The organism is Chitinophaga solisilvae (genome assembly GCF_009928525.1).
GTDB classification, from domain to species: Bacteria; Bacteroidota; Bacteroidia; order Chitinophagales; family Chitinophagaceae; genus Chitinophaga; species Chitinophaga solisilvae.
This window is the reverse complement of sequence record NZ_JAABOK010000022.1, coordinates 54,945-79,581: the sequence shown is the minus strand read 5'-3', so window position 1 is coordinate 79,581 and position 24,637 is coordinate 54,945. Positions and strand designations below refer to the sequence as shown.

The 24,637-nt window shown below is 49.0% G+C and carries 22 protein-coding genes; 12 read left to right on the top strand and 10 right to left on the bottom strand.

Annotated features, from left to right (window positions below; translation table 11 throughout):
- Positions 1-51 precede the first annotated feature (51 nt).
- Both GWG06_RS28350 and GWG06_RS28345 read right to left on the bottom strand, forming a co-directional pair.
- Positions 52-2,340, bottom strand: a complete 2,289-nt coding sequence (locus tag GWG06_RS28350) for a mechanosensitive ion channel family protein (RefSeq protein ID WP_160717794.1) — start codon at positions 2,338-2,340, stop codon at positions 52-54.
- Positions 2,341-2,614: 274 nt separating this feature from the next.
- Positions 2,615-3,058 carry a hypothetical protein gene (locus GWG06_RS28345; RefSeq protein ID WP_127042431.1) on the bottom strand — a complete coding sequence of 148 codons (444 nt, stop codon included), beginning with the start codon at positions 3,056-3,058 and terminating at the stop codon, positions 2,615-2,617.
- A 413-nt stretch (positions 3,059-3,471) separates the two neighbouring features.
- Between GWG06_RS28345 and GWG06_RS28340 the strand changes: the two genes are divergently transcribed.
- The 5 genes from GWG06_RS28340 (at position 3,472) to GWG06_RS28315 (ending at position 9,312) form a co-directional block, all read left to right on the top strand.
- Positions 3,472-4,608, top strand: a complete 1,137-nt coding sequence (locus GWG06_RS28340; protein ID WP_160717792.1) for a peptide-N-glycosidase F-related protein — start codon at positions 3,472-3,474, stop codon at positions 4,606-4,608.
- A gap of 239 nt (positions 4,609-4,847) precedes the next feature.
- Positions 4,848-5,603 (top strand): hypothetical protein, encoded by a 756-nt coding sequence (locus GWG06_RS28335; protein WP_160717790.1) that lies wholly within the window; start codon positions 4,848-4,850, stop codon positions 5,601-5,603.
- A 170-nt stretch (positions 5,604-5,773) separates the two neighbouring features.
- Entirely contained in the window at positions 5,774-6,976 is a 1,203-nt protein-coding gene (locus GWG06_RS28330; protein ID WP_202183146.1) for a cytochrome P450, read from the top strand.
- A 196-nt stretch (positions 6,977-7,172) separates the two neighbouring features.
- Positions 7,173-8,213, top strand: a complete 1,041-nt coding sequence (locus tag GWG06_RS28320) for a succinylglutamate desuccinylase/aspartoacylase family protein (protein WP_160717784.1) — start codon at positions 7,173-7,175, stop codon at positions 8,211-8,213.
- Positions 8,214-8,310: 97 nt separating this feature from the next.
- Positions 8,311-9,312: a WG repeat-containing protein gene (locus tag GWG06_RS28315; protein ID WP_202183145.1), complete on the top strand. Its 1,002-nt coding sequence runs from the start codon at positions 8,311-8,313 to the stop codon at positions 9,310-9,312.
- Positions 9,313-9,318: 6 nt separating this feature from the next.
- Here GWG06_RS28315 and GWG06_RS28310 read toward each other — a convergent pair whose 3' ends face one another.
- On the bottom strand, positions 9,319-10,173 hold the full coding sequence (locus GWG06_RS28310; RefSeq protein WP_160717782.1) for a helix-turn-helix domain-containing protein: 855 nt from the start codon (positions 10,171-10,173) through the stop codon (positions 9,319-9,321).
- A 131-nt stretch (positions 10,174-10,304) separates the two neighbouring features.
- Between GWG06_RS28310 and GWG06_RS28305 the strand changes: the two genes are divergently transcribed.
- Positions 10,305-10,547, top strand: a complete 243-nt coding sequence (locus GWG06_RS28305) for a GlsB/YeaQ/YmgE family stress response membrane protein (RefSeq protein WP_127042439.1) — start codon at positions 10,305-10,307, stop codon at positions 10,545-10,547.
- A 132-nt stretch (positions 10,548-10,679) separates the two neighbouring features.
- A complete protein-coding gene (gene bla, locus GWG06_RS28300; RefSeq protein ID WP_160717780.1) occupies positions 10,680-11,549 on the top strand; it encodes a subclass B3 metallo-beta-lactamase in 870 nt (289 codons plus the stop codon).
- A gap of 5 nt (positions 11,550-11,554) precedes the next feature.
- Here bla and GWG06_RS28295 read toward each other — a convergent pair whose 3' ends face one another.
- The 3 genes from GWG06_RS28295 to GWG06_RS28285 are packed head-to-tail and all read right to left on the bottom strand — an operon-like array spanning position 11,555 to position 13,373.
- The gene (locus GWG06_RS28295) at positions 11,555-11,998 is read right to left on the bottom strand and encodes a hypothetical protein (RefSeq protein WP_160717778.1); all 444 of its coding nucleotides are present in this window, start codon (positions 11,996-11,998) and stop codon (positions 11,555-11,557) included.
- The gene (locus GWG06_RS28290; RefSeq protein ID WP_160717776.1) at positions 11,973-13,121 is read right to left on the bottom strand and encodes a DUF4221 family protein; all 1,149 of its coding nucleotides are present in this window, start codon (positions 13,119-13,121) and stop codon (positions 11,973-11,975) included. The genes GWG06_RS28295 and GWG06_RS28290 overlap by 26 nt, the downstream gene beginning before the upstream one ends.
- A gap of 48 nt (positions 13,122-13,169) precedes the next feature.
- Positions 13,170-13,373, bottom strand: coding sequence for a hypothetical protein (locus tag GWG06_RS28285; protein WP_160717774.1), 204 nt, complete (start codon positions 13,371-13,373; stop codon positions 13,170-13,172).
- A 291-nt stretch (positions 13,374-13,664) separates the two neighbouring features.
- Between GWG06_RS28285 and GWG06_RS28280 the strand changes: the two genes are divergently transcribed.
- The gene (locus tag GWG06_RS28280) at positions 13,665-14,438 is read left to right on the top strand and encodes an isocitrate lyase/PEP mutase family protein (RefSeq protein WP_160717772.1); all 774 of its coding nucleotides are present in this window, start codon (positions 13,665-13,667) and stop codon (positions 14,436-14,438) included.
- A 5-nt stretch (positions 14,439-14,443) separates the two neighbouring features.
- Positions 14,444-14,965, top strand: a complete 522-nt coding sequence (locus tag GWG06_RS28275) for a methylated-DNA--[protein]-cysteine S-methyltransferase (protein WP_202183144.1) — start codon at positions 14,444-14,446, stop codon at positions 14,963-14,965.
- Positions 14,966-15,097: 132 nt separating this feature from the next.
- Here GWG06_RS28275 and GWG06_RS28270 read toward each other — a convergent pair whose 3' ends face one another.
- Positions 15,098-15,676, bottom strand: a complete 579-nt coding sequence (locus tag GWG06_RS28270) for a histidine phosphatase family protein (RefSeq protein ID WP_127036533.1) — start codon at positions 15,674-15,676, stop codon at positions 15,098-15,100.
- Between the two features lie 231 nt (positions 15,677-15,907).
- On the bottom strand, positions 15,908-17,638 hold the full coding sequence (locus GWG06_RS28265; protein ID WP_160717770.1) for an ATP-binding response regulator: 1,731 nt from the start codon (positions 17,636-17,638) through the stop codon (positions 15,908-15,910).
- Between the two features lie 287 nt (positions 17,639-17,925).
- Here GWG06_RS28265 and GWG06_RS28260 point away from each other — a divergent pair, with 287 nt between their 5' ends.
- Both GWG06_RS28260 and GWG06_RS28255 read left to right on the top strand, forming a co-directional pair.
- Positions 17,926-18,126 (top strand): hypothetical protein, encoded by a 201-nt coding sequence (locus GWG06_RS28260; RefSeq protein WP_160717768.1) that lies wholly within the window; start codon positions 17,926-17,928, stop codon positions 18,124-18,126.
- A gap of 79 nt (positions 18,127-18,205) precedes the next feature.
- Positions 18,206-19,285: a class I fructose-bisphosphate aldolase gene (locus GWG06_RS28255; protein WP_160717766.1), complete on the top strand. Its 1,080-nt coding sequence runs from the start codon at positions 18,206-18,208 to the stop codon at positions 19,283-19,285.
- A gap of 154 nt (positions 19,286-19,439) precedes the next feature.
- Here GWG06_RS28255 and GWG06_RS28250 read toward each other — a convergent pair whose 3' ends face one another.
- A complete protein-coding gene (locus GWG06_RS28250) occupies positions 19,440-20,672 on the bottom strand; it encodes a BaiN/RdsA family NAD(P)/FAD-dependent oxidoreductase (protein ID WP_160717764.1) in 1,233 nt (410 codons plus the stop codon).
- 121 nt (positions 20,673-20,793) lie between these two features.
- Between GWG06_RS28250 and GWG06_RS28245 the strand changes: the two genes are divergently transcribed.
- The gene (locus tag GWG06_RS28245; RefSeq protein ID WP_160717762.1) at positions 20,794-23,244 is read left to right on the top strand and encodes a hypothetical protein; all 2,451 of its coding nucleotides are present in this window, start codon (positions 20,794-20,796) and stop codon (positions 23,242-23,244) included.
- 91 nt (positions 23,245-23,335) lie between these two features.
- Here the strand turns inward: GWG06_RS28245 and GWG06_RS28240 are convergent, their stop codons facing one another.
- Positions 23,336-24,616 (bottom strand): MupA/Atu3671 family FMN-dependent luciferase-like monooxygenase, encoded by a 1,281-nt coding sequence (locus GWG06_RS28240; protein ID WP_127035693.1) that lies wholly within the window; start codon positions 24,614-24,616, stop codon positions 23,336-23,338.
- Positions 24,617-24,637: the final 21 nt, after the last annotated feature.

The following is a 24,637-nucleotide window of genomic DNA, read 5'->3' as shown; positions in this document are numbered from 1 at the left end:
TCATTTAAGGAGACGGCTTCCTGCCTTAAGACCAATATTGCTGTATTCCCGCTACGACATCATAATCTCATTATCCTTCAGTCGCTGATAGATCTGCTGTAACATCTGGCTTTTAAATGCTTCTTCCTGGTGTACATGCTGAATCCATACCATCACCTTCAGGGCAACATTACTGTCATTGATACTCTTCACCAGCAATTCCGGCGCTACTTTGCCGATAACAGCCTCCGAAGCAGATACCTCTTCCAGGATAATTTTTTTCGCCAGCGGCAAAGCTGCTGAAGGAGCAATGGTGAATAACAGTTCTGTGCGTATATGATTGTTGCTGAGCGTCCAGTTTATCAGTTTGGAGGATAACAGGTCCCCGTTAGGTACAGTCACTTCTGCGCCATCCGTGGTCACCATTCTGCTGGACCGGATACCTATATCTTTTACCCGGCCTTTCTGTCCGGCTGCTTCTACAAAGTCGCCGATCTTCAGCGGACGTTCAAAGATGAGAATCACGCCTGAAACAAGGTTGTTGACAATATTCTGTAACCCCAGACCGATACCTACACCCAGCGCGCCCAGTACTACCGTGATCTTATCCATCGGTAAACCGGAAGCGGCAATGGCTATCAGGAAACCAGCTACCAGCACCAGCAGGCGTAACAACAGCAGCCGGGAACTCTTCGCTTTTACTTCGCCGACCTGCTCATCGTCTGTCTCCCCGAAAAAGTAACCGATATACTTCTGCAGAAAATTGGAAATTAACAGAATCACAAAGAACAGGAGAATATTCCCCAGCGTAAAGGATGTATTGCCAATCTTTCTGGTGGCAGTAATCAGGCTGCTGATGCCATTATATAATTCGTTGTAAATATTCAGATTGGTGGTAAATACCATCAGCCACAGTACTACTGCCAGGGCCACCAGTATTTTGTGAAGCCCCGCACGCACCTTTTCAAAATCAAACCGGGCAGTAAAACCTCCCGCAATACGGCTGGTCTGCATCTGAAGGTAGAAGGCTTCTTCCACGATCTGTATGAATACGGTCAGACCAATGATCTGCAACAAACCGGCAATTGCTGCCGTGCTGTACACCTGCGCCATGCTTAAACGGCCATACAGGTTAAAGAGTGCAGACAGCACATTCAGCACAATGAAGATGACAGACACGATTCTGACCAGCTTTCCGGCAGGCAGGTTTTTGTAAATGCGGAAGTAAATAAAGAAACCGGTTATTACGGACAATGCATTCAGTGCCAGCATCCAGGTGCGCACACGTACGTCCGGTACCACCACCGTGGCCGTGCCGGTGGTAAGCAGGTACAATACGAAGATGGTGATCCAGTAAACAAACATACGGCGTTCCCACCTGCGCCAGAACAGGATGGTGAGTACAAATACTAAAAAGGATTGCAGGGAATCGATGTAAGCGGAGGGGGCGTGCAGGTCAAAGAAAGAGGCGATATTAAGCACGATGACCAGCGTGCCCGCAAAAGGGAGCGCCCGCAGATATTTGATGTAGGGCGGTTGCAGCAGTTCATGGCTGCCGGCCTTTTTTATCTTCCTGAATTGTTTATTCACCCGCAGGAAAAATATCAGTCCTATCAGGAACATCCAGAACCAGGTGTCCGAATGCGTACGGGTATAATAATTCAGTATTTTCCCCAGCCCTTCAAATGATTTGGAAGATTGTTGCGCCAGCGCGGCTGCAGAAGAGTCTGTATGGCTTTTATTTTCCCAGAGATAATTGTATTCTTTCCCCAGGGATTTAATACTAAAAATCCGTAACTGTTCATTGACTTTATTCTCCAGTTCTATGGCCTTGAAATAACTGCCGGAAATGCCCGCCTGCAATACGGTAATCTTGTTCAGATGCCGGGTGGTGGACTGTTGTGCCTGATCCCATTTGCTTTTTAATTCTTTCAGTTCAGGCAGGTAAAATTTCCGGAAGGTGGTGTCTGCCTTGATCTGCTTCACAAAGGAATCTTTGGTAAAAGCGGTCATCTCTGCGTTCATCCTCACGAGTTCCTTGTTGTAGTCGAACAGCTGGGTGCGCCATTCCTCCAGATGTTCCCGCATATCGGCCAGTAATACACGGAACATTTGCAGGTTACGTATATTCAGTACCTTGTTGTAGAGCTTCAGGTTGTCATCAATAGTTTGCAGGTTGGATTTTATTTCCGGGAGTTCTGCCTCCATACCGCGGGTATCAAATTCACGGGAGGTAATATTATTGATACGGTTCAGGGTATTGTGCAGCTCCTCCATCCGTATCAGCAGGCTGTCGGCGCTTAGCTTCACGGAACCGGATGTAGCTGCTGCTGCAGTATCCTTTACAGATTGTGCGCTCACCGCATTCCCTGAAAAATTAAACCAGCACAGAAAAAGCAATACAGCAATTCCCTTCGTGCATGTACCATGCATTGATTTTGTCATGTGTAAATAGGAAATAATGACCCGTTCAAAAGCATAAGCCCTGACAGGAAAGTTAAACAAGCATTAAAGTTAAAAGAGGTGACGGGTTATGGGGAACAATAAAAAAAAGCAAAACAAATATAATAATATTTTTTCAATTGTGTGATTTCTTGTTTTATCTGCAGAGAATATTACTTTCTCCTGAAATCAATTACCCTTTTACCGGGATGCCCATATCTTCCATATTATTTTTTAATATAGTACTGATATAATTTCCTTTTTTTCGTGGGATAGCAGCCGTGGCAAAAGTCCGGGGAGCCTTGTATACTTCTCCGCAGAAGTCCGGACTTGTCAGCACCGGCATCATATAGTAGGCGTTCTTTTGATCCTCCGTATCCATCATCCATTTACCACCTATATGTTTTCTGAAGGTTTCTCCGATATAAACCGTCAATAGATCCAGTGTTTCCGGATCTTCCCTTAAATGCTGAATGGTGGGATAAGTACGGAAAATCCATTGCTCAATGTCATCTAACGACCGGATACTGTAATCTGCTGTCAGGTGATGCCGGGATGCAAATGCTCCGGTAAAGGCATCCATTTTATCTGCAATCAGAAATATCCATTCCTGAAAATTATCCTGCGTATACGACATAATAGCTGCTGGCGGTTTGTATATCAAATAAAAATACGGCTGCTGAAAATATATTACGGGTAAATTTAAAGAAATGATGTATCTTTTTGAAGAAGTATCAGCGCGGAGAAGATAAAATTTTTGCCTGTAGCCCGGATATATAACATTCATTTATTCATCTGTGAGAGATCCACGTTAACGCACGAACCTTTTATTAGAAGCACTGTAGCCATGACGGAGAAGTGGAATGAACACCTCCGGCATCATCCATATTAAACAGCCTGATGATGACTTATTTTGTTGGCCTTGAGTGCTGATAGCAGGTGTACGGTAGTAAATTTATTTCATATCGCGGTAAGAGCACGCATCCTGTAGTTTTTGAGGCCTGAATGGTTAACCCCTGGTCAATGTTAAGAACCAAAACCCAATGAATAATGAAAAACAAAAGTTTATTAAGCATCCTGACCATTGTTGTATTAGGCGGCATATATGCCTGTCAGAAGAATATGACGGATGTAACCACTGCTACTGCCGGACAGATAAAGACAGGTATTGCATCTGTCGGCATACTGGCTGACCAGACTATCAAAACGTTTGACAAGGAACCTATTGCCAGCGGCGGTACCTCCACGAAAGCTTTTAAATTTCCTGCCGGCTACAGCAATACAAAGCAGATACTCATGCACGTGTATCTTGACTGCCCCTCCGGAGGATGCCCGCCCTGGGATGTTTTCGCCAACGTAAGATTAATGACCAGCAACGGCGATACCAGTAAAAGACTGAATTATGAACTGGGCCGCTGGATTACGCCGTACGGTAAGGATAACCGTACTATCCCCGGCGGATGGGTGATTGATGTTACCGACTTCAGATCCTTGCTGGTCGGCGATGTTACGCTGGAAACCCGCGCGGAAGTATGGAGCGGCACCTGGCTGGTGTCGATAGATTTCGAATTTAAAGCAGGCGCCCCCGCTTATAAATACGCCGCCGTTGCGCCGGTAATGGACTACAGCAGCTGGTCTACCGGCAGCAGTACTATCCAGTTCGGCAAAGGGATTGTTACCGCCAATGCCTATAACGGAAAACAAACAGGCTTCCGCATTCAGTTGCCGGATAGCGTGGCGCAAACCTCTTTCCGGACTATTATCTCCGGTTGGGGCCATGCGCAGCCTTACGCTCCCGGTAGCCGGGGATTTGCAGAATGGGCCTTCCGGACGCATGATATCAATATCAATGACGTTTCTGCCTTCAAACATAATATGGGCAGCCTGGGATGCAGCACCAACCCCAAAGTGGTGAAAAACCAGGGAGGTAACTGGACCGGCAACCGCGCTGGCTGGTGCCCCGGAATGGAAGTGCCGGTAAGAACAAATATCCTCTCTGATCCGAAAGCTGGTCAATCATTCAATTTCAATTACGTGCTCCAGGAAGACCAGTGGAATACCGCCAACATGGCTGAAAAGTGGAGAGATAACGGCGCTAATCCTGATGGCGCTTACTATTCCGTTTCTTCCTTTGTAATCATACAAAGTAATAGTCCGCTGACAAACCCGGTAGTGACCAACCGGTAAGGCAACGCTATAAACCCGGTACAGACGCCGCATCGGGATACCCGCAAATCCGGAATACCTCCGTTTTTGCAGGTATCCGGATGCGGCGTTTCACAATAACGCTGCCGAAGCCTCCCTTTTACAAACTTTTTTCCTAGCTTCATAGCACTATTGCCTGCTCATCTTTTCCTGATAAATAACCACCTGCATCATGATAATGCTGCTAACCTGAACAGTAACTTTTTAATATATCTGCGAATATGAAAAGACTTATCCCTACCTTATCCCTGCTCCTCTGCAGCTTTCATGCAACAGCACAGCTGATGCATGAAGTGCACTCATTCCCTCCGCAGGCAACAGTAAAAAGAAAATCTTACAATGGCTCCGGCGGCGGTCATTACTGGAACCTCATAAAAACCGATACTTCAGGAAAGGTCATCGTAGATGAAGGTTACCGGAAAAATATCCTGATGTACAGAAAAGAGATGCAGTATGATGAAAAGAATAATTTGAAATGCATCATTGAAACCCACGACATAAACAGGCCCGGAAAAATTGATACCACCATTTACAGTTATGCATATGAGGGCAACCTGATTACAGAAGAGTTGTCAACCAATGGGAACTATGGATTTAAATACCGGCTCACCGGGCGGAAAGACGCTGAATTTACCTACCAGCGTGCTATCTGCCGCACCGCAGAGCTTAACAACGAGCCACCCCCCATCAAGGATACCTGGACATTGACCTATCGTAACGGCCTGCTGGTAAAATTATTCCGGCTGGAGGCAGATGGCCGCACAGAAGAAACGGTATATGAATACGATAATAAGCACCGCCTGCAACGCAGCACTGTTCAAAGACGCCCCCTCAACGCCAACGGCGTTTATACCGGCGGCCCCGGTGGCGACGACCAGTCTTTTGAATATGTCTACAACCGGAAAGGCTATATCAGCCAGCTTTACACCACAGTAGGGGAGAAGCGGTATTTGCTGCAGACCTATAAGTATAAATAATTACGAATTACGAATTGCGAATTACGAATGAGAAGCGAAGATATAAGCGGATCCGCTTATGTCTTCGCTTCTCATTCGTAATTCGCAATTCGTAATTCGTAATTCCTGACCAACTGATTGCCCCCCGCACTCATTTTCCCTATATTCATTGTAACCCAAAAATGAATACTATGCGTATTAATTTATTCTCTCCTGAGTACCAGGAAGATCCCTACTATTTTTACCAGGTGATGCACAGGCATCAGCCGCTATTCTTTCACGAACCTACCGGCAGTTACGTACTGAGCAGGCATGAGGATATTGTGAAGGCGTTTAAGGATCCTGCTTTTTCTTCCCGCAATTATGCCTGGCAGATGGAACCGCTGCATGGTAAAACCATTATACAGATGGACGGAAGGGAGCATTCCGCTTCGCGTAACGTTGTGGTACCCGCCTTCCGGGGTAAGGAGCTGATGGAAAATACGCTGCCGGTTATGCGTAGTTATGCGGCTGCCTTACTGTCTGGATTCAATGGCAGGGAGGTAGTGGAGCTGCGGGATGAGTTTACCAACATCTTTCCGATTAAGGTGATTGTGGGTTTGCTGGGATTGCCTGAAGAAGACCTGTTGCTCTTTCACCGGTGGTATAATATTTTACAGAGGCAGTTTACAAATCTGAGTAATGATGATGCGGTGTTACAGGAGGCGCTGACTGCCAGGGATGAATTCCGGGCTTACCTGGATGCAGTGCTGGCGGAACGGATGGCGAAGCCTGGCCACGATCTGCTGTCTGTACTATGTACTGCGGAAGTGGATGGTGTAAGGATGGACAGCACCCAGATAAAAGGTTTCTGCGGACTGTTGCTGCAGGCGGGTGCTGAAACCACCGACAAAGCCCTGGCTAATATGGTCCGGAATCTGCTGCTGCATCCGGATCAGTTTGAACGGCTGCGGAAAGACAGATCATTGCTGGACCGGGCCATTATTGAGTCGCTGCGCTTTTCCCCGCCCACCCATATGCTGCTCAGGATTACCAACGAAAAGGTACAGGTGTCCGGCGGAGAAATCCCCGCGGAAGCAACGGTTATCTGCCTCATAGGCGCAGCCAACCGCGATGGAAAAGTGTTTGACCGCCCGGATGAGTTCAATATCTTCCGCGAAGAACTGGATCCCAGAACAGCATTTACCGGCGCCTCCAATATCGCTACCTTTGGCTTCGGACGGCATTACTGTGTGGGAGTACAGCTGGCTAAAATGGAAATGCAGGTAGCCATGGAATACCTGCTGGACTATATGGAGGAAATGTCGTTCGCTGAACCTGAAATTCCTAAAGAGACCGGCGTTTTTACCCGCTATCCGGAAAGCCTGCGCATCCGGTTTAAACCCCGGACCTGATACCCGTAACACACTGCCGGCCACTTTTTTTTACTGCTCCTCTATATCTTCCGCGAGAAATAATTGCAACATGGTTGCATGTAAAAAATTATTGATTATTTTGCATCCCGGAAATGACATGCGGATGAAATGCCTGCCGGTAGCCATAATGCCTGCCGCACGCTTATGCTGCATACTGCTCATAAAAGTTTAACACATGAAATATCCGGGACTTATTTTCATCTGCCTGCTGGCCATACAACCCGCGCTGGCACGGGTAAAGGATTTTGTATTCAGCGGACATGCCGTCAAACCCGGTACCCGCGCCTCTTTTGAAGTGAAGCTGCCCAATCCGGATGGAGACAGCGCACTGCTGCCATTTACTGTAATACACGGCCGCAAGGCCGGACCGGTACTTGGTCTTATCGCAGGTATCCATGGATATGAGTATCCACCCATCATGACATTGCAGGCACTCCCTGCACATATCGATCCACAGGAGCTGACAGGCACCTTGCTGATACTGCATATCGCCAATGTGGCTGCCTTTTCCGGGAGAAGCGTATACCTGAACCCGGCAGATAAAAAGAACCTGAACCGCTCCTTCCCCGGCAATGCCGGCGGCTCCATCACAGAACGTATCGCACATTTCATAGCAACCACCGTTTTCTCCCGCTGTAACTACATCATTGATAACCACGGCGGCGATGCCAGCGAAGATCTGCACGGATACGCAGGCTATTACCGCTACGGCAGCCAGACAGCCGTCTCCGGGGAAATGGCGGCAGCCACCGGCTTCGACTGGATCACGCCTGCTGATATTAAACCGGGGCCGGGCGAGCATAGCATGTACTGTAACCGCGAAGCGGCCATGCAAAACATCCCCGCTATCACCATCGAATACGGCAAGCTGGGCAACGTCAGCCAGGAGGATATCCGCGTCTACACCACCGCACTGCTCCGGGTAATCCGTTACCTGCGCATGTTGCCGGGAACACCGCCGCCGGCTAATCAGCCAATGTATATTAACACCCGCGCCAGCATTAAAAGCAACCATACCGGTATCATACATACTACCATGAAAAGCGGGGAGCTGGTACGCAAAGGAATGAAACTGGGGTTTATCACCGGTTTTACCGGACAGCACCTGGAGGACATCATCTCTCCGGTGGATGGCGTTATTATCTATCTGCTGGCTACACCTCCCGTCAACAAAGGAGAAACACTTTTCAGCTTCGGCGTGTTGCCAGGGCCGTGAACAGGATTATTGCGCAGGAATGCATAAATTGGTTCCGGCTTGAAAACTGTTGAAGATGAATCACTATATCAGACGATCGTTATACCTTTTTTGTTGCATGGGAATATTTGCAGGAGCCAACGCGCAACAGCAACCGGCAGCAGGAAAAACCGGCGCACTGTTTTATTTCTATAACGCCGATAGCACGCGCGTAGGCGTTAAGAACGGGCAGGGCCGCATTATTATTCCTGCTACGCACGCTGCCGGGTTCTCCTATGATACGGAGCACCCGATCCGTGAAGCAGTTATCATCTTCAGTGATACAGATGCGCGCGCCAAGGATAAGCATTCTCCCGCCATCCCGATGGGAGAGGCATTCAGCCGGGCAGGCAAATTCCTGTATTATCCGCAGCTCTATGATAATGGTCCGGATTACTATGCGGAAGGACTACAACGGTTTGTGGAAAACGATAAAATAGGTTTTGCTGATAAATCCGGCCGGAAAGTTATTCCTGCACAATGGTCTTTTGCAACGCCGTTCAATTACGGCTATGCCGCTGTTTACACCGGCTCCTGGAAACGTGTGTTTGAAGCAGGAGGTGAACACTGGAGCATCGCGGCCGATTCCGGTCAGGGTACTACCTGGATGATCACTCATCACGGAGAAAAGGTAATACCGCTGTCTGCACAGCAACATCCGGGTGATTACTACTACGATGGTAAATATTATCCGTATCCGTTCAGCTATACCGCTGCGGAAGGACAGATAGTAAGCTACTTCCGTCAGCTGCCGCTGCTGCAGCTGATCCATAAAGTGAATTATGCAGCTGATCCCGGTAACCTGCAGTTTGAAATAACAGAGAAGCCCTCGGCGCTGCATCCCTGGTATGTTGTACAGGGCTACCAGCGACAGCAGCAGGAAGACCGCTTCGTTTTTCTCGTGAGCCGGGACGGCAAAAAAATATACCATGCTGCGTTTGCCGGCGAAAAGCAACAGCCGCTGCAGCGGTGGATACTGGCGGAGCTGCAATCCTGCCGCGAATATCTCCGCGAACATCCGGATGCGCCTTTTTCTTTTGATGTAAACAAGTATGCAAAAGAGTGGCAGCACCGGCGGTAAACGTATTTACTGAAACTGCTGCCGGTAGGCTTCAGGAGAATAACCTGTGTGCTTTTTGAAGAACCGGATAAAATAGGAAACATCTTCATAACCCAGTTCGTACGCTATCTGATTGATTTTATTGGAGGTAGCCAGCAGGTATCTGCGGGCTTCAAGTATGATATAGTCGTTGATACAGGCAGCAGCTGTTTTGCCGAGCGAGGCGCTGGTAACAGTGTTGAGCTGGTACACGGAAAGGTGCATCAGCGCGGCATAATCTGATACCTGTTTATGTGTGCTGATATGTGTTGCCAGCAGTGAGGAAAATATTTCCAGTCTTTCCTGCAGGTACATACTGCTGTTATCCGCATCCTGTATGGATTGCGTACGGATAAGCATGGTGAGTACCGCTGTCATATGCGCTTTGATAACGTCGCCATACCTTTCCTGCCGCTCGGTATACTCCCGGAAGATATAGGCCAGCATAACCTGTAGTGGCTGAAAGCGGTCTGCGGTTAACGGATAGTGGGGAAACGCTGCGGCCTTTCTGACAAGTGCATCCTGTGTTGCCTGCCATTCATCCCGGAAACCCACAATATAGCCGCTACTGCCGGTTTTCAGTATTAACCGGTGTACCTGCCCCGGCCGCATGAGAAATATGGTATGATTGTCTACCGGATAAGGCTGAAAGTCGATTTCATGATTTCCCTTTCCCTGTTGCAGGGCCAGCAGATAATAAAAATTGTGGCGGTGCAGCTCCTGTTCCATATCCCCGTCTGCCAGCATATCTTCCACCCGCCGGATGGTAAATCTCTGGCGGAAATCAGTTGCCTGGTGAGCGCTGCGTATTTGTCTGACCGGTATTTTATTCATTTTTTTCATACAGGCGTGCAGGTGATGCCGCTCTAAAGGTAGGTACATTTTACAAGAGCAAAAGAAGAAGGCAGGTACGGACGAAGCGCGTAAATATATAAATAATTACTACTTTCATCCTGTCACTAAAAGTTTTTTCTATGTTGTGGACTTTATTAATTGGCGGTCTTGCCGGCTGGCTGGCCGGTAAACTGATGCGTGGCGAAGGTTTCGGGATTATTGTAGATATTCTTCTGGGCATCGTCGGCGGTTGGCTGGGCGGCTGGTTATTCCGGCAGCTGGGCATTCATGCAGGCAATGGCTTTGTAGGTTCACTGGTGGTAGCCGTAATAGGATCAGTGATTCTTATCTGGCTGGTTCACCTGCTGAAAGGTAAGAAATGATAAAGCGGGGATGGCGTATGACAGGCCATCCCTGTTTTCCTGTCATGTGCTTTTTTTTATCTGCTGTAATCTGGCAATGCTATATCTTTGGAAGTAATAATTTTCTTCACTGACTTTTATACTCCCTCTCATATGCGTAAAAACGCCATATTGTTAATCGGCCTGGCTTTCGCAGGTCTGCAGACAACTGCGCAGCAGGTAAAGGAACCTGACCGTACACCAAAGGAATGGACAACGCCGTATCAGCCATTTCAGATTGCAGGTAACCTGTATTATGTGGGTACTTCCGATCTTACCAGTTACCTGATTACCACGCCGGAGGGAAATATTCTGATTAATACCGGCCTGGCTGCTTCTGCCAGCCAGATAAAAGCAAATATCGAAGCGCTGGGATTTAAATTTGCTGATACTAAAATACTGCTCACCAATCAGGCGCATTACGATCATATGGGAGCGATGGCGGCCATCAAAAAAGCGACAGGCGCACAGCTGATGATAAATGAAAAAGATGCTCCCGTTGTCAGAGACGGCGGTAGCTCGGATTTTGAGCTGGGCGGTCATGGCAGTACCTTTGCGCCTGTTAAGCCGGATCGGCTGCTGCGCGATAGGGATACCATCAGCCTGGGTGGCATGCACCTGGTGATACTGAACCATCCCGGCCATACCAAAGGCTCCTGCAGCTATCAGTTTACGGTAAAGGATAAAAACAGATCGTGGAATGTGCTGATCGCTAATATGCCTACTATTATCTCTGATCGCAAATTCTCTGCTATCAAGGCTTATCCTGAAATTGCGAAGGATTTTGCCTACACGCTGCAGGCCATGAAACAGCTGACTTTTGATATATGGCTTGCCGCGCATGCCAGCCAGTTTGCATTACATAGCAAGCACAAACCAGGCGATGCCTATAACCCGGCGGCCTTCTCCGGCAGAAAAGACTACGATGCTTCCCTGCAGGAGCTGCAGGCCAGCTACGATAAAAAAATGAAGACAGAGAAATAACTATCTCATCGTTTCAGCAGATCTGCAAAACCATCAGACTCCGGACTCTGGTAAGTGATCTCCGTTACTTTATGGTTCTTTACCCTTACAATCATCGGATAGATTTCCTTTTGTTTGTCAGGGTAAGGAATGGTATTGGCGGTATCCAGCAGTACTTTGTTGCTGTACATGACCGTAGCGCCCAGCTTTATCTTCAGCAGTTTTACAGATTGTATACGCGTGAAAACATACCGGATATCAGCGGTGCTGCTGATATGATTTTTTACAAACGATTCTGCTGTACTGATGCATCCTTCACAACCCTGGTTCGGAATGATAACATAGCTGCCGTTCGCTGGTCCGGCCGGATCCAGCGCCTGCAGAGGCTTCTCCAGCGTATTGTCCGGCCGGGAACACGCCAGCAGCATCAGCCAGCAGCACAGGCTAAATTTCGACTTTACATTGTACATATTGGGCGATGTTGGGATCTTTGTTATCGGTATTCAGTATATATAATCCTTCGCTGGTAAGAAAGCAGTTGTCCAGTGCCAGCGCTTCCGGCAGCGGGGCTTCTCCCAGGTATTTAAAATTGCTGTCAAATGCAATAAGCCATGATTTTTTACCCAATCTTGGATTGACCGGCGGCCATTCCAGTATCCGGTAGTACCGTTCACGATAGCGGTCGTAAATAATATTGCGGTAGGTAGGGGTGCTGAAATAATAATCCAGCGCTACCTGGTTGTCTGCCATCATCCGGTTGTTCTTCTTGGAATACGGCATGGTGGTAATGCATGCATGTTTCCTGCTGCCGGCGTATACATCTTTTATCTCCCAGCGGCTGTTGATGAACTGCACATGATGATCGGCAGGTAAGCTGATGATGAAATCCCCGGTATGGTCCTGCCGGGCAGCAAATACCGTTCTCAGATGTGCGCCACCCCAGTTATGGTCTGTATACACGGCAGAATAGGGCACATGATGACTGGCTTTCCCGTCTGGCAGATGAACAGCGCTGCAGATGGTGCGGCCTTCCGGTTTTTCGCCGGCAATTTCTCCCATGAGAAAACCAAAGCCGGTGATGAGCGAGTCGGTGATATATACCGGAGCACCGCCGCTGGCGTATGGTTTGGCGGCTGCGCCGGCTGCACTGAAATCCAGTTTCCTTACCACTCCTTTGTTACGATGAGAGTAAAAATAAAGTTGCCCCGGTCCGTAACAATAGAGTGCGAGGCTGTCCGGCGATAAAACACTGAACCAGCTGATTTTCTGCCGGATATTCAGTTTGTAGATGGTATCCGGCGTCAGCAGCGCTGAATCCTGCTGCAGCGGCCAGGACAACAGCCGTTTGTTGTATTCATCGTATGCATAAAAAGTGTGTGACTTTTCTTCATAGTTCACCGGTGTGGTGATACCGAGAATCATCAGGCTGTCGAGCTGCAGCTGTAAGGTATCGCCGAAAACAATACGCAGCGCAAGGCTGTCACCCGGTTGATTGCAGTTGGACCATGTCCTGATTTTTCCTTCCTGGCAGGCGCAGAAAATAGCTGCCATGGCGCAACAGAAGATGCGCCCGTATATTTTGCTGATAGTCATAAATTGGTGCGTAATGGAAAAATAAACAGGGCTTTCGCCCTGTTGCTGCTATTGAACGTAATAGGTACAATCTGTATTCAGATCAACTGCAGTACCGCAGTAATAGATGTTTTGCCCGTTCACAACATAGTACCTGCATTTGCCGCGGAGGCCATGGTGATCGTCGGCGCAGGGTTTACCGTTAGTAAAGCCTGAAATAAGACAGGTAAATGCCATAACGGCAAGGCTGAAATAAATGAAGGGTTTTTTCATGATATATGTTTTTAAAATGAAAGGAAAGCACAACATCAAAAACTAACGTGGATCAGGATCACAGCGCTACCGGAAAGAAGGCATCATACAGGAATCGCATCTTGTTGGCATCAGCAGGTCTTCAATAAATTGTCTTGTGATCGCTTTTTAAATTTAAGTAATAAATAGATTGCTTTTTATTTACTGCAGCATATCCGCATTCCTTCTTTTTGAAAAGTTGTTCCGTTTTGTACAATTTGAAGATTATCAGCCATTTTACCTTTGTTGTATCAGACAAAAAAAATTATAGATATGGCTACCGCATTTCAGCAATTCAAAACATTACATGAAAATAAACCGTTGCTGGTATTACCTAACTGCTGGGACCCGCATAGCGCCAGGATATTGCAGGATAAAGGGTTTCCGGCAATCGCTACTTCCAGTCATGCTGTCGCTTCCAGCCTTGGCTTTCAGGACGGGGAGGATATGTCTTTTGAAGATTATCACTTTGTTATCAGAAGAATACTGGCTGTATTACGTGTGCCCTTAACAGTGGACCTGGAAATGGGCTATGGTAAAACCAACGAAGCCGTTTATGCCAACATCCGGAAACTGGTGCTGGCAGGCGTTGCCGGCATCAATATAGAAGACTCCCTGATTTCCGCTACCGGACGCAGTTTGCAGGATGCGGCCGTTTTTGCAGAAAGGATAGCTTATGTCAGGCAGCAGCTGCAGGCCGAAAAACTGGCATTGTTTATCAATATCCGCTGTGATACCTTCCTGCTCAATGTACCGGATAAACAGGCGGAGACAGCGCGCAGGCTGCAACTGTATAATACTACCGGAGCAGATGGTATTTTCCTTCCCTGCATACAGGAAGTGGCAGATATTGCTGCCATGGTCCGCCTGACGCCGTTGCCGCTGAATGTGATGTGTATTCCCGGTTTACCTGACTTCCGCACGTTAGCGGAGCTGGGTGTGAAACGCGCCAGTATGGGCGGTTTTCTCTTCGGTAAGGTATATGCGGAAATTGACCGCCTGACGCAGGATATCAACACGCAACGTACTTTTGCAGCTATACTCTGATAAGCATGATGGCTGAAAAAATTATTTATACAACGGAAATCAGCACGCCGCTGGGGGAGATGATAGCCGGCGTTACCACAGCAGGATTATGTCTGCTGGAGTTTACAGACAGAATAAGATTGCAGACGCAGAAAGATCAGCTGGAGAAAAAGCTGCAGGCAGTATTACAACCTGGGTATAATGCTTACTCCGCACAGGTAGAGGAGGAGCTGGCAGCCTACTTCTCAGGCCGCCGGCAAACGTTCTCCATCCCACTGGTAGTGCCGGGCACCACCTTTGAACAATCGGTATGGCAGCAACTGCAGAAGATACCATATGGCGAAACCTGTTCCTATAAAGACCTGGCATTGATCCTGAAAAATGAGAAGGCCGTCCGCGCAGTCGGTACGGCTAATGGCCGCAACCGCATCGCCATCATCATCCCCTGTCACCGCGTGATTGGCGCCAACGGCAGCTTAACCGGCTATGCCGGTGGCATGGAAAGAAAGCAACGGCTGCTGAACCTCGAACGGGATTATGGTTTTTAATTGCGAATTACGAATTACGAATTACGAATGAGGAGCGAAGACATAAGCAAAGAAGTAAATTCTTTATCCGCTTATGTCTTCGCTCCTCATTCGTAATTCGCAATTCGTAATTCGTAATTAAAACAACAACCCTCAATCAAGATGTGTGGTGCAATTAAACAGCTCACAGCGCCAGCTGCTATCTGCAAAACAGAGGGTAGTAACGGAGGTATTTTTCATGGGTGGCGGTGCGGGCATTTCTTCAGGGAGGAGGTGTGCCAGCATCTGTCTGATAAAGCTGCCGTGGGTAATCAGGACGATGTTTTTTCCGGGATGTGAGGTGAGCAGCTCTTCGAGAAAGGCCATACCGCGGCCAATAACGGCTGCGTTGGGTTCTCTGCCCAGTTCCTGCTGCATCCAGCTCTCTCCCCATTTTTCTATACGTTCTGCTTCGGTGGTGCCTTCAATGAGGCCGCCGCCGGCTTCTCCCAGCCGGTGATCCTGCAGGGTGCTTTCCAGGCCGAGTTCTGTGGCAATAACCGCCGCAGTCTGGCGGGCGCGTATCAGGTGACTGGAATAGATGACATCCCATGACTCCCCCGACAGGCGTTGCCCCAGCTTCAGGGCCTGATCCAGCCCTTCTTCATCCAGCGGTATATCAGAGTGGCCCTGCAGGCGGCCCGCCTTATTCCAGGAGGTACTCCCGTGGCGTATAATGGCAATTCTCGTCATCGTTGTTGTCGTTTGATCTTCCGGGGTGCAAATATACGTAATAAGAAGGCTTTGGGAGGTCAATTATGACTTGGGAATTATGACTTGCGAATTACGAATTACGAATTGCGAATTACGAATGTAGAAGCGAAGATATAAGCGTAGATTAAGCGGATAACTATTAAATATCACCTTTAATCTACGCTTATATCTTCGCTTCTACATTCTACATTCGCAATTCGTAATTCGTAATTATCCCTGATGCATCACCGGTCTTGTCACCAGGTGTTTCCTCAACAGGGTTCTGATGTCGGTGAATGCAATTGGTTTCGGAATCAGTTCATCAGCGCCTGCCCGGATCATCGTTTGTCCGTCTCCCGTAAAACCGTCTGCCGTTACAGCGATAATCAGGGTTTTTTCAAAGCAGGGTTGTCTGCGTAATTCCTGTATGGTGACAGGTCCTGTCATTACCGGCATATGTGCATCTACAAAAATAATATCCGGGCGCCAGGCGCCTGCTGTGATAAGTCCTTCTGCGCCATCGTCTGCTACGGCCGTGTCGGCGCCCATTCCTTTCAGCAGGTTGGCCAGTATTTTCTGGGACATAAGGTTGTCTTCTATAATCAGTGCCTTGTATCCCTGCAGGTTGAGTAAAGGGTCATCCGCTTTTTTGATGGCGGGCATTTCACCGGTCATGAGCGGCAGCATCACCTGGAAAGTGCTGCCATGACGGGGTTTGCTGAACAGGGTGATTTCTCCGCCCAGCAGGCTGGTGAGTTGTTTGGTGATGTGAAGTCCCAGCCCGGTGCTTTCCACGTAACGGTCTGTTGTTTTTACAAAAGGTTCAAAAATATTTTCGCGTTGCTCTTCTGCAATACCTGCGCCGGCATCGGTGACAGACAGCAGCCATTTCTGATGATGACGGGTAGCTTTTACCAGTACGGTGGTGCCGGGCCGGGTGAACTTGATGGCGTTGGATAACAGGTTATTCAGTATCTGGCGCAGCTTCAGCTCATCGCCGATGATAGCCGGCGGCAGCAACGGATCGGCTTCTACCTGTATGCTTACCTTTCTGGCTGCAGCAGCATACTGGTGAATGCCCGTTACCTGATCCAGCCAGGGGCGCAGTGCAAATGCAGTATGATGCAGGTTATGCATCTTCCCGTTTTCTATTTCTGCCAGGTCCAGCACATTATTTACAATAGCTTTGGCATCGGTGCAGGCATACATCAGGTCCTGCACGTAATGACGCAGCCGCACCAGTTCCGGGTACCGGGCTACATCTTCCTGTAACAGCTGTGCAATGCCATAGATACCATTCAATGGTGTGCGTATTTCATGGCTGATCTGTTTTACAAATAGTGATTTCGATTCGCCCGATTTTTTTAACGCCTCCTGGTGTGCTGAATTTTTCTGGTCATAAAAGCTGATAACTTCCAGTATCAGCATCAGGATGCCGGCGATGGACAGCCAGCGGAGCAGGAAGCTGGTATCGCGGTTGAGCGGAATGGCAGGAACGAGATCATAGTAAAAGTTAACCTCCGTAATAATCAGCATGGCGATGGAAACACCTAAGAATATACGACGCTGGATTTTGTTTTTCGTAATCAGGTAAGAAGCCATGATGAGAAAAACGATGAGCAGCTGTATTTCGATAACAGGTCCGAGGAGAATACCAAAGTGGGTAGCGCAGATACATTGCAGGATGTACATAGACAGTTTAGCCGTTTTGAGCTTGCCGGCACGGTTAATAAGCATGATACTGAGAAACCCGGCGCACTCAAGTCCTACGGGCAGGGCTATCCAGGCGGATGGCAGCAGCAGGGCGAATATAGCGCCTATGATAAGCAGCAGCGATGCCGTAGTCAGGCTCAGGCAGTTAACAATAATAACTTCTTTATGCTCTTCGGTTGTCTGCGCGAAGCGGGTACCTGTTTTAATGAGTTGCGCTAAGAAGGGAACAGTAGGAGATAGGAGATTCATTGTAACAGTTTCGGGTTTTTCTGGTAACTAAAAGGTTTAAGCATAATGGTGTAACCAGTTCGGTTTGAACGGGAATGCGCGGTTGTCTTCTGTTGGCTGATGTTTCCGGATGTATCATGAAAAAGGGTTTTAGCCCGGTCAGTTTTCAGGATAGCGTCTACGTAATAAATATTAGTTGTGTCTTGTCTTACTTACTGAAACTGATACCTGCCGGTTTCTTATCTGATCATCTGAGGGTTAGTGTTGTATCTCTTATTGGCGTTTCAAAGGTATATCATTTGCGCTGAATGAAAAAGCAGGAATATGGTTACTTTTACATCATGGTAACATTAATTACACCAGCGGAAGTTAAATCCGCTCCGGAAGAGACAGCAGATACTACTGATCCTATTATTCATGACGGCTCTGGTGGCGCATTTGAGGGAACAGAACAGGTGTCTGAAGAAAGAGAGGATGGTCCTAAAAAGAAACAACCCACTCCCTACTGATATTATCGGGAAGATGTTCATAGGTGGCGGCATTTTTGCACAGCAGGAAATCGTTACATTAGTTTAATCAAAAAGATCAATGCTTATGTTATCCGTGGAAAAAATCAGCGAACTGTTGGGAGAAGACAGTGAAACGCTTTTAAGTCATGTGAGCAACACTATTCCCAGAGATCTGTTGCACCTGCCAGGCCCCGATACGATAGACAGAATTTATCAGCCCACCAGCCGTAACCCGCAGGTACTGCGGAGCCTGGGGCAGCTGTTTTATTCCGGCCGGCTGGCAGGCACCGGTTATATGTCGGTACTGCCGGTAGATCAGGGCGTGGAACACAGCGCCGGCGCTTCTTTTGCAAAGAATCCCGCGTACTTTGATCCTGAAAATATAGTGAGGCTTGCTATTGAAGGCGGCTGCAATGCAGTAGCATCCACCTTTGGCGTGCTGACAGCTGTATCGCGTAAATATGCACACCGCATTCCCTTTATCGTCAAGATCAATCATAACGAACTGCTTACCTATCCTAACAAAGCAGATCAGGTGATGTACGGCACCGTACAGGAAGCCTGGAACCTGGGCGCAGTGGCCGTTGGCGCCACCATCTACTTCGGCTCCGAGCAGGCAGACCGGCAGCTGGTGGAAGTAGCACAGGCCTTTGAACTGGCCCACGAACTCGGTATGGCTACCATTCTCTGGTGCTATCTCCGCAATGATGCATTCAAAAAAGATGTAGACTACCACCTGGCGGCAGACCTTACGGGGCAGGCCAATCATCTCGGCGTCACCATCCAGGCTGATATCATCAAACAAAAACTGCCGGAAGTCAACGGTGGCTATAAAGCACTCAACACCGGTAACTCCTCCTACGGTAAACTGGATGAACGTATCTATTCGCAGCTTACCTCCGATAATCCCATTGACCTCTGCCGCTACCAGGTAGCCAACTGCTACATGGGCCGCATGGGCCTCATCAACTCCGGCGGCGCCTCCCGCGGCGATACCGACCTGGCAGAAGCCGTGCGCACCGCCGTCATCAACAAAAGGGCCGGCGGTATCGGACTCATTTCCGGCCGTAAGGCCTTCCAGCGTCCCATGGCAGAAGGAGTAGGGCTGTTGAATGCGATTCAGGATGTTTATCTGGAGAAGGGAGTGACGATTGCGTGAAAGAATTACGAATTACGAATTGCGAATTACGAATGTAGAAGCGAAGAGCTAAACGTAGATTAAAGGTGATATACAATAGTTATCTCTTTTAATCTACGTTTAGCTCTTCGCTTCTACATTCGTAATTCGCAATTCGTAATTCGTAATTAAAAACTCACTTTCCCACTATTGCCGTTGCTGCCACAAACCCGCTTGTCCACGCGTGCTGGAAGTTAAAGCCTCCCGTAATACCGTCTACATCCATTACTTCGCCGGCGAAGAAGAGGTTGGGAACGAGGCGGCTTTCCATGGTAGCGGGGTCTATTTCACTGAGGGTGATACCGCCACAGGTGACAAATTCTTCTTTGAAGGTAGTTTTGCCTTTCACGGGGAAATCCATGCTGACCAGCAGTTTCATCAGCTTGTTCTGGTCTTTGGCGGGCACGTCGGCCCATCGGTTCTCTTCGTGTATGCCTGCCTGCTGCAGCAGGAAATGCCAGAGGCGTTGCGGCAGGCCGAACGGATTTTTATGATGGATTTTCTGTTTACCATATTCCAGCCGCAGGGAGGGCCACGCTTCGCGGAGGGTATTTTCGTTATAGTCGGGCAGCCAGTTGACAATGGCGGTGAAGGTGTATTGCAATGCCTGCAGTTCACGGGCGCCCCAGGCCGACAAACGCAGGATGGCCGGTCCGCTCATGCCCCAGTGGGTAATCAGCAGTGGCCCTTTCTCCTGTAATTTGCTACCGGCAATTTTCACATGGGCTTCCGTGGCAAGGCCCATCAGCGAAGTAATGGGGTTGCCAGGCATATTGAAAGTAAACAGGGAGGGCGCAGGCGGCACAATGGTGTGACCGGTCTGCTCCAGCCAGCTGAACTTACCTGCCTGCGCATATCCGCCGGCCGCAATGCATACGTAGTCCGTTTCCAGCTTGCGGCCACCCTGCAGGTGCAGTATCCACCCGCCGGCAGCGGTTCTCTCCAGGGACGTTACTTCCTGGTTCATCTCTACCCTGACCCGGTACCGGTCGGCTTCGTACAGCAGGCAGTCGATGATGGTCTGCGAGTCGTCTGTAACAGGGAACATACGCCCATCGGCCTCTGCTTTGAGTTTCACGCCACGGTCAGCAAACCAGGCGATGGTGTCCGGCACGAAGAAACGGGAAAACGACTTTTTCACGAAGTGCTGCCCGCGCGGATAACGTTTAGTCATATACGTGATGTCCGGTGCGTTATGGGTAACATTGCACCTGCCGCCGCCGCTCACCTTTACCTTGGATAACAGCTTACCTGTTTTCTCCAGCAGCACCACTTCCAGCTGCGGAGATAACCGCGCCGCATTAACGGCGCAAAAGAAACCGGCCGCGCCACCGCCGGCCACCACTAATCTTTTCCGGATTGAACTCATTAAAATCTTGTTAAAACCCTTGCTTTATCCCGCAATAATAGCAAAGCTGCAGTAATCTTACCATTTAATCTACTGAAGTTATATTTTTGTTTTATTATTATACCGGCTCAAAATACATTGCATGCAACCGCACCATACCAACAAGAGACGCTTCCTGAAGTGGCTGATGCCCGCACTGCTCCTGACCGGAGTAGTGAGCGCCATCGCTGTGAACCGGAACCCCGGCGATTGGTCAGACCGTCTCATTCAGGCTTTACAACAATTCAGTAACCGCTATCCGCAGGAAAAGGTTTACCTGCATCTCGACAAAGACTACTACGCTGCCGGCGAAACCATCTGGTTCAAGGGATATGTCACCCTCAACGGACTTCCTGCCCTGCAGGCCACCAACCTGTATGTAGAGCTGCTTGATAAAAACAATAATATCGTTCAGAAAAAATTATTCGGCATCGGCAACGCCGGGGCGCCGGGGTTCTTTGATCTCCCGGAAACCCAGAAAGCGGGCATCTATCAGCTCAGGGCCTACACCTCCTGGATGCTCAACTTTGATCCCGCCTTCTCTTACAGCCGTAACATAGAAATCTTTGACCCGGCGAAGAAAACAGCTCCGCCTGCGGATACTGCTGCCGCTGACTTCTCCGTACAGTTCTTCCCCGAAGGAGGCGCACTCATTGCCGGACAAGCCAATACCGTTGCCTTCAAAGCCATTGACAACAACGGCTACCCGATTGATGTGACCGGCACAGTGAAAGGCCCTAAAGGTAATGCGGACATCAAAACCCTGCACGATGGGATGGGCACCTTCGACATCACGCCCGGCGCGGCACAGGACGCCTTCCAGGCTACCGTGAAGAGCGCTAAAGGACAAACCAAAACCTTTACGCTACCCGCCGCGCAATCCACCGGCGCTACCCTGAAGGTATTCAACAAAGGCAGCCGCATCTTCTACCAGGCCGTTCCCGCCAACGCTGCCGACACTGCCTATAATGACCTTGTTGTCATTGCCCAGATGGGCAATCAGCTGGTATATAAAGCCAGCCTGAATGTAAGCGAGGGCCGTATCAGCGGCTTTATTCCTGCTGACAAGCTCCCCTCCGGTATCCTGCAGGTAACCCTGTTCGCAAAAGCCGGCCAGCCACTGGCGGAAAGACTGGCCTTCGTCCGCCGCGATGACCTGCTCGTAATGGACATCCTGGAGTCTGACGTTGCCCGCGAAGCGAGGAAGAAAAGCACTTTCGTGCTGCGCCTCCCCGATACCCTGCTCACCAACCTCTCCGTAGCCGTGACAGATGCAGACGCGGTACCGGTAGATAAAAATGCCGCCAACATCGTTTCTACGCTCCTCCTCACCTCCGACATTAAAGGATATGTATATAATCCCAACTGGTACTTCCGGAATACAGAACCGGCCACCCTGCAGGCACTGGACCTCGTAATGCTCACCAACGGATGGCGTAGGTTCAGCTGGGAGAAACTGGTAAACAATGAATTTCCGGAGATAAAATTCCCGTACGAACAAGGGCTCTCCATGAAAGGACTGGCTACCACCCCCAACGGGCGCCCCCTGCAGAACGGTAAACTGGATATGATTATCAAAATACCGGCAGACAGCAGCTCTATGTTCGCCTCCGCCCCTATCGATGATAAAGGACAGTTCAACCTGACCAGCATGGTGTTCCCGGATACCGCATTTATCTACTACCAGGGAAATGATCTCGTAAAAAAAGATAAGAACGTGAGCGTGAAAATCGATAATCACTTCTTTGAAAGACCGACACAGATTAAAATACCCTATCCGCTGCGCGTACCGCCGGCTGTAGACAACAACTCCCTGAAGCTGTTCCTCACCGGTGTTTCTGAAGGCAACAAGGTAAACCGTGCCATCAACAACAAAACCGTATATCTCCAGGAAGTAAATGTGAACGCTAAAAAAGTGAAACCGGAAGAAACAACCGAAAAACGTTACACTTCCGGCATGTTCTCCGGAGGCGACGGCTATACGTTCGATCTTACCAAAGAAACACCTACTGCCTTCAACATCTTCCAATACCTGCAATCCAAAGTGGCAGGGCTGCAGATCACCGGCGATATGAATAACCCGTCTCTCTCCTGGCGTGGTGGTAAACCCGGCTTATACCTGAACGAAATGCAGTCAGACGTAAGCATGCTCAGCACCCTCTCCATCAACGATGTGGCGCTGATCAAAGTATTCCGTCCGCCATTCATGGGCGGCTTCGGCGGAGCCAACGGCGCTATCGCAGTATACACCAAAAAAGGCGGCGATAACCAGAGCACACCGGATCCGAGCATCAGGGGATTCCAGCTGTATAAAAAGGCTGGCTATACTGTCGTGAAACAATTCTATTCTCCGGACTACTCCGTTAAAAAAGAAGTACACGCATTACCTGACAAACGCCTGACCCTCTACTGGAACCCGAACGTAGCCGTAGATACCCTCACCCACACCGCTACCGTACAGTTCTACAACAACGACTTCTCCAAACGTTTTCGTTTAGTCGTTGAAGGTATAACCGATGAAGGAAGTCCGGGAAGACTGGAGCAGGAGTTTTAGTTATTTTATTATTTAGGGATTTTTTGATTTTGAGATTTTTAATGCAGCGGAGATTTTCGCGTATGTCTCCGCTGCATTAAAAATCTCAAAATCAGAAAATCTGTAAATCCGTAAATCTTTTCTTCACCGCAGTGAGGTGTTCAAGTCCTTTCATAACAGCGGGGGTGTCTACTCCGAAATCAATCAGGCAGGCGATTTCATCTACACCGAGCGCACTGATGTTACCCAATACCCCGATGGCGTCTTCCGGGGAACCTACCAGGCTGGAACCTGAAACGTAGCGGTAAAAGGAATAGTCCAGCATATCTTCAATTTCCTTTGCACTGAGGTTGTCTGCTTCTGTGCGGTTGCCGCTGCTTTTGAACAGTCCGAAGGAAGAACGCAGGTACTGTATGAGTGGTGCCCGGGCCTTTTCGTAGGCAGCTTCGCGGGTTTCTGCAATATAGGTGTGCAGCATCAATACCACTTTACCGTGATTTTCCGCAAAACCATTTTCCCGGAGGGCATTGCGGTAGGCCGCTATCCTGGTTTTCAGCTCTTCCGGGGAACTGCCCCAGAAGTTGGTGAGGATGTTAAGTCCGAGGCGGCCGGCAGACAAAAACGTATCCAGGTTACCGTTGGTGGTGATCCACATGGGTAAATGCGGCTGAATAGGCCGGGGGAATATTTTTGTTTCCTTCATATGGCCGTTGCCATCTTTCAGCGCGATGGAACCACCTTTCCACAGGTGCTGAATCTGCTCAATATGCTTATACATCACGGCATGCCGGTTGGTATAATGATCCGGTGCAAGCACAAAATCGTTGGCCTGCCAGCCGGAAGCGCAGGCAATACCTGCACGGCCTCCGGAGAGATTATCAATGACAGACCACTCTTCCGCCACCTGGAGCGGACTGTGTAAAGGTATCACCACACTGCCCGCCCTGATGCCTATCCTTTTGGTGGCAGTAGCGATAGCGCCCCCCATGACACCCGGACTGGGATACAGACCGGCGAATTCATTGAAATGCCGCTCCGGCGTCCAGATGGCGGTGTAACCATTTTCATCGCCATAGCGGGCGCCTGCCAGCAATAATTTATATTTTTCATTCGCATCTTCATACATATCTGCATTGCCGAAATAAAACAGGCTGAAATCAAGCTGCCGGGTAGCAGCCCGGGTAATGGCTCCCAGCACATTCACCGCTATATTGCCGGATGGTACGATATCCGGCTGCAGGTGTTTTATCAGTGCTGCTTTATGTACTTCTATCGTGTTCAGTATCTCGGTGGTAATCTTCTCTGTTTCGCCGCTGACGTTAACGGCATCGGCTGTTACGCTGATCCCGATCTGTTGTTTATGAAGAGCCTGGATAAATGGATGTAAATTCATAACTGTAACGGATATTTAATA

Bases quoted from the DNA above. Each gene is read 5' to 3' on its own strand.
- GWG06_RS28255 (WP_160717766.1), top strand. From the start codon at position 18,206: ATGCTTATGTTATCCGTGGAAAAAATCAGCGAACTGTTGGGAGAAGAC.
- GWG06_RS28270 (WP_127036533.1), bottom strand. From the start codon at position 15,676: ATGACGAGAATTGCCATTATACGCCACGGGAGTACCTCCTGGAATAAG.
- GWG06_RS28245 (WP_160717762.1), top strand. From the start codon at position 20,794: ATGCAACCGCACCATACCAACAAGAGACGCTTCCTGAAGTGGCTGATG.
- GWG06_RS28330 (WP_202183146.1), top strand. From the start codon at position 5,774: ATGCGTATTAATTTATTCTCTCCTGAGTACCAGGAAGATCCCTACTAT.
- GWG06_RS28310 (WP_160717782.1), bottom strand. From the start codon at position 10,173: ATGAAAAAAATGAATAAAATACCGGTCAGACAAATACGCAGCGCTCAC.
- GWG06_RS28240 (WP_127035693.1), bottom strand. From the start codon at position 24,616: ATGAATTTACATCCATTTATCCAGGCTCTTCATAAACAACAGATCGGG.
- GWG06_RS28280 (WP_160717772.1), top strand. From the start codon at position 13,665: ATGGCTACCGCATTTCAGCAATTCAAAACATTACATGAAAATAAACCG.
- GWG06_RS28290 (WP_160717776.1), bottom strand. From the start codon at position 13,121: ATGACTATCAGCAAAATATACGGGCGCATCTTCTGTTGCGCCATGGCA.
- GWG06_RS28335 (WP_160717790.1), top strand. From the start codon at position 4,848: ATGAAAAGACTTATCCCTACCTTATCCCTGCTCCTCTGCAGCTTTCAT.
- GWG06_RS28345 (WP_127042431.1), bottom strand. From the start codon at position 3,058: ATGTCGTATACGCAGGATAATTTTCAGGAATGGATATTTCTGATTGCA.
- GWG06_RS28320 (WP_160717784.1), top strand. From the start codon at position 7,173: ATGAAATATCCGGGACTTATTTTCATCTGCCTGCTGGCCATACAACCC.
- GWG06_RS28265 (WP_160717770.1), bottom strand. From the start codon at position 17,638: ATGAATCTCCTATCTCCTACTGTTCCCTTCTTAGCGCAACTCATTAAA.
- GWG06_RS28285 (WP_160717774.1), bottom strand. From the start codon at position 13,373: ATGAAAAAACCCTTCATTTATTTCAGCCTTGCCGTTATGGCATTTACC.
- GWG06_RS28295 (WP_160717778.1), bottom strand. From the start codon at position 11,998: ATGTACAATGTAAAGTCGAAATTTAGCCTGTGCTGCTGGCTGATGCTG.
- GWG06_RS28315 (WP_202183145.1), top strand. From the start codon at position 8,311: ATGGGAATATTTGCAGGAGCCAACGCGCAACAGCAACCGGCAGCAGGA.
- GWG06_RS28260 (WP_160717768.1), top strand. From the start codon at position 17,926: ATGAAAAAGCAGGAATATGGTTACTTTTACATCATGGTAACATTAATT.
- GWG06_RS28275 (WP_202183144.1), top strand. From the start codon at position 14,444: ATGATGGCTGAAAAAATTATTTATACAACGGAAATCAGCACGCCGCTG.
- GWG06_RS28340 (WP_160717792.1), top strand. From the start codon at position 3,472: ATGAAAAACAAAAGTTTATTAAGCATCCTGACCATTGTTGTATTAGGC.
- GWG06_RS28250 (WP_160717764.1), bottom strand. From the start codon at position 20,672: ATGAGTTCAATCCGGAAAAGATTAGTGGTGGCCGGCGGTGGCGCGGCC.
- bla (WP_160717780.1), top strand. From the start codon at position 10,680: ATGCGTAAAAACGCCATATTGTTAATCGGCCTGGCTTTCGCAGGTCTG.
- GWG06_RS28305 (WP_127042439.1), top strand. From the start codon at position 10,305: ATGTTGTGGACTTTATTAATTGGCGGTCTTGCCGGCTGGCTGGCCGGT.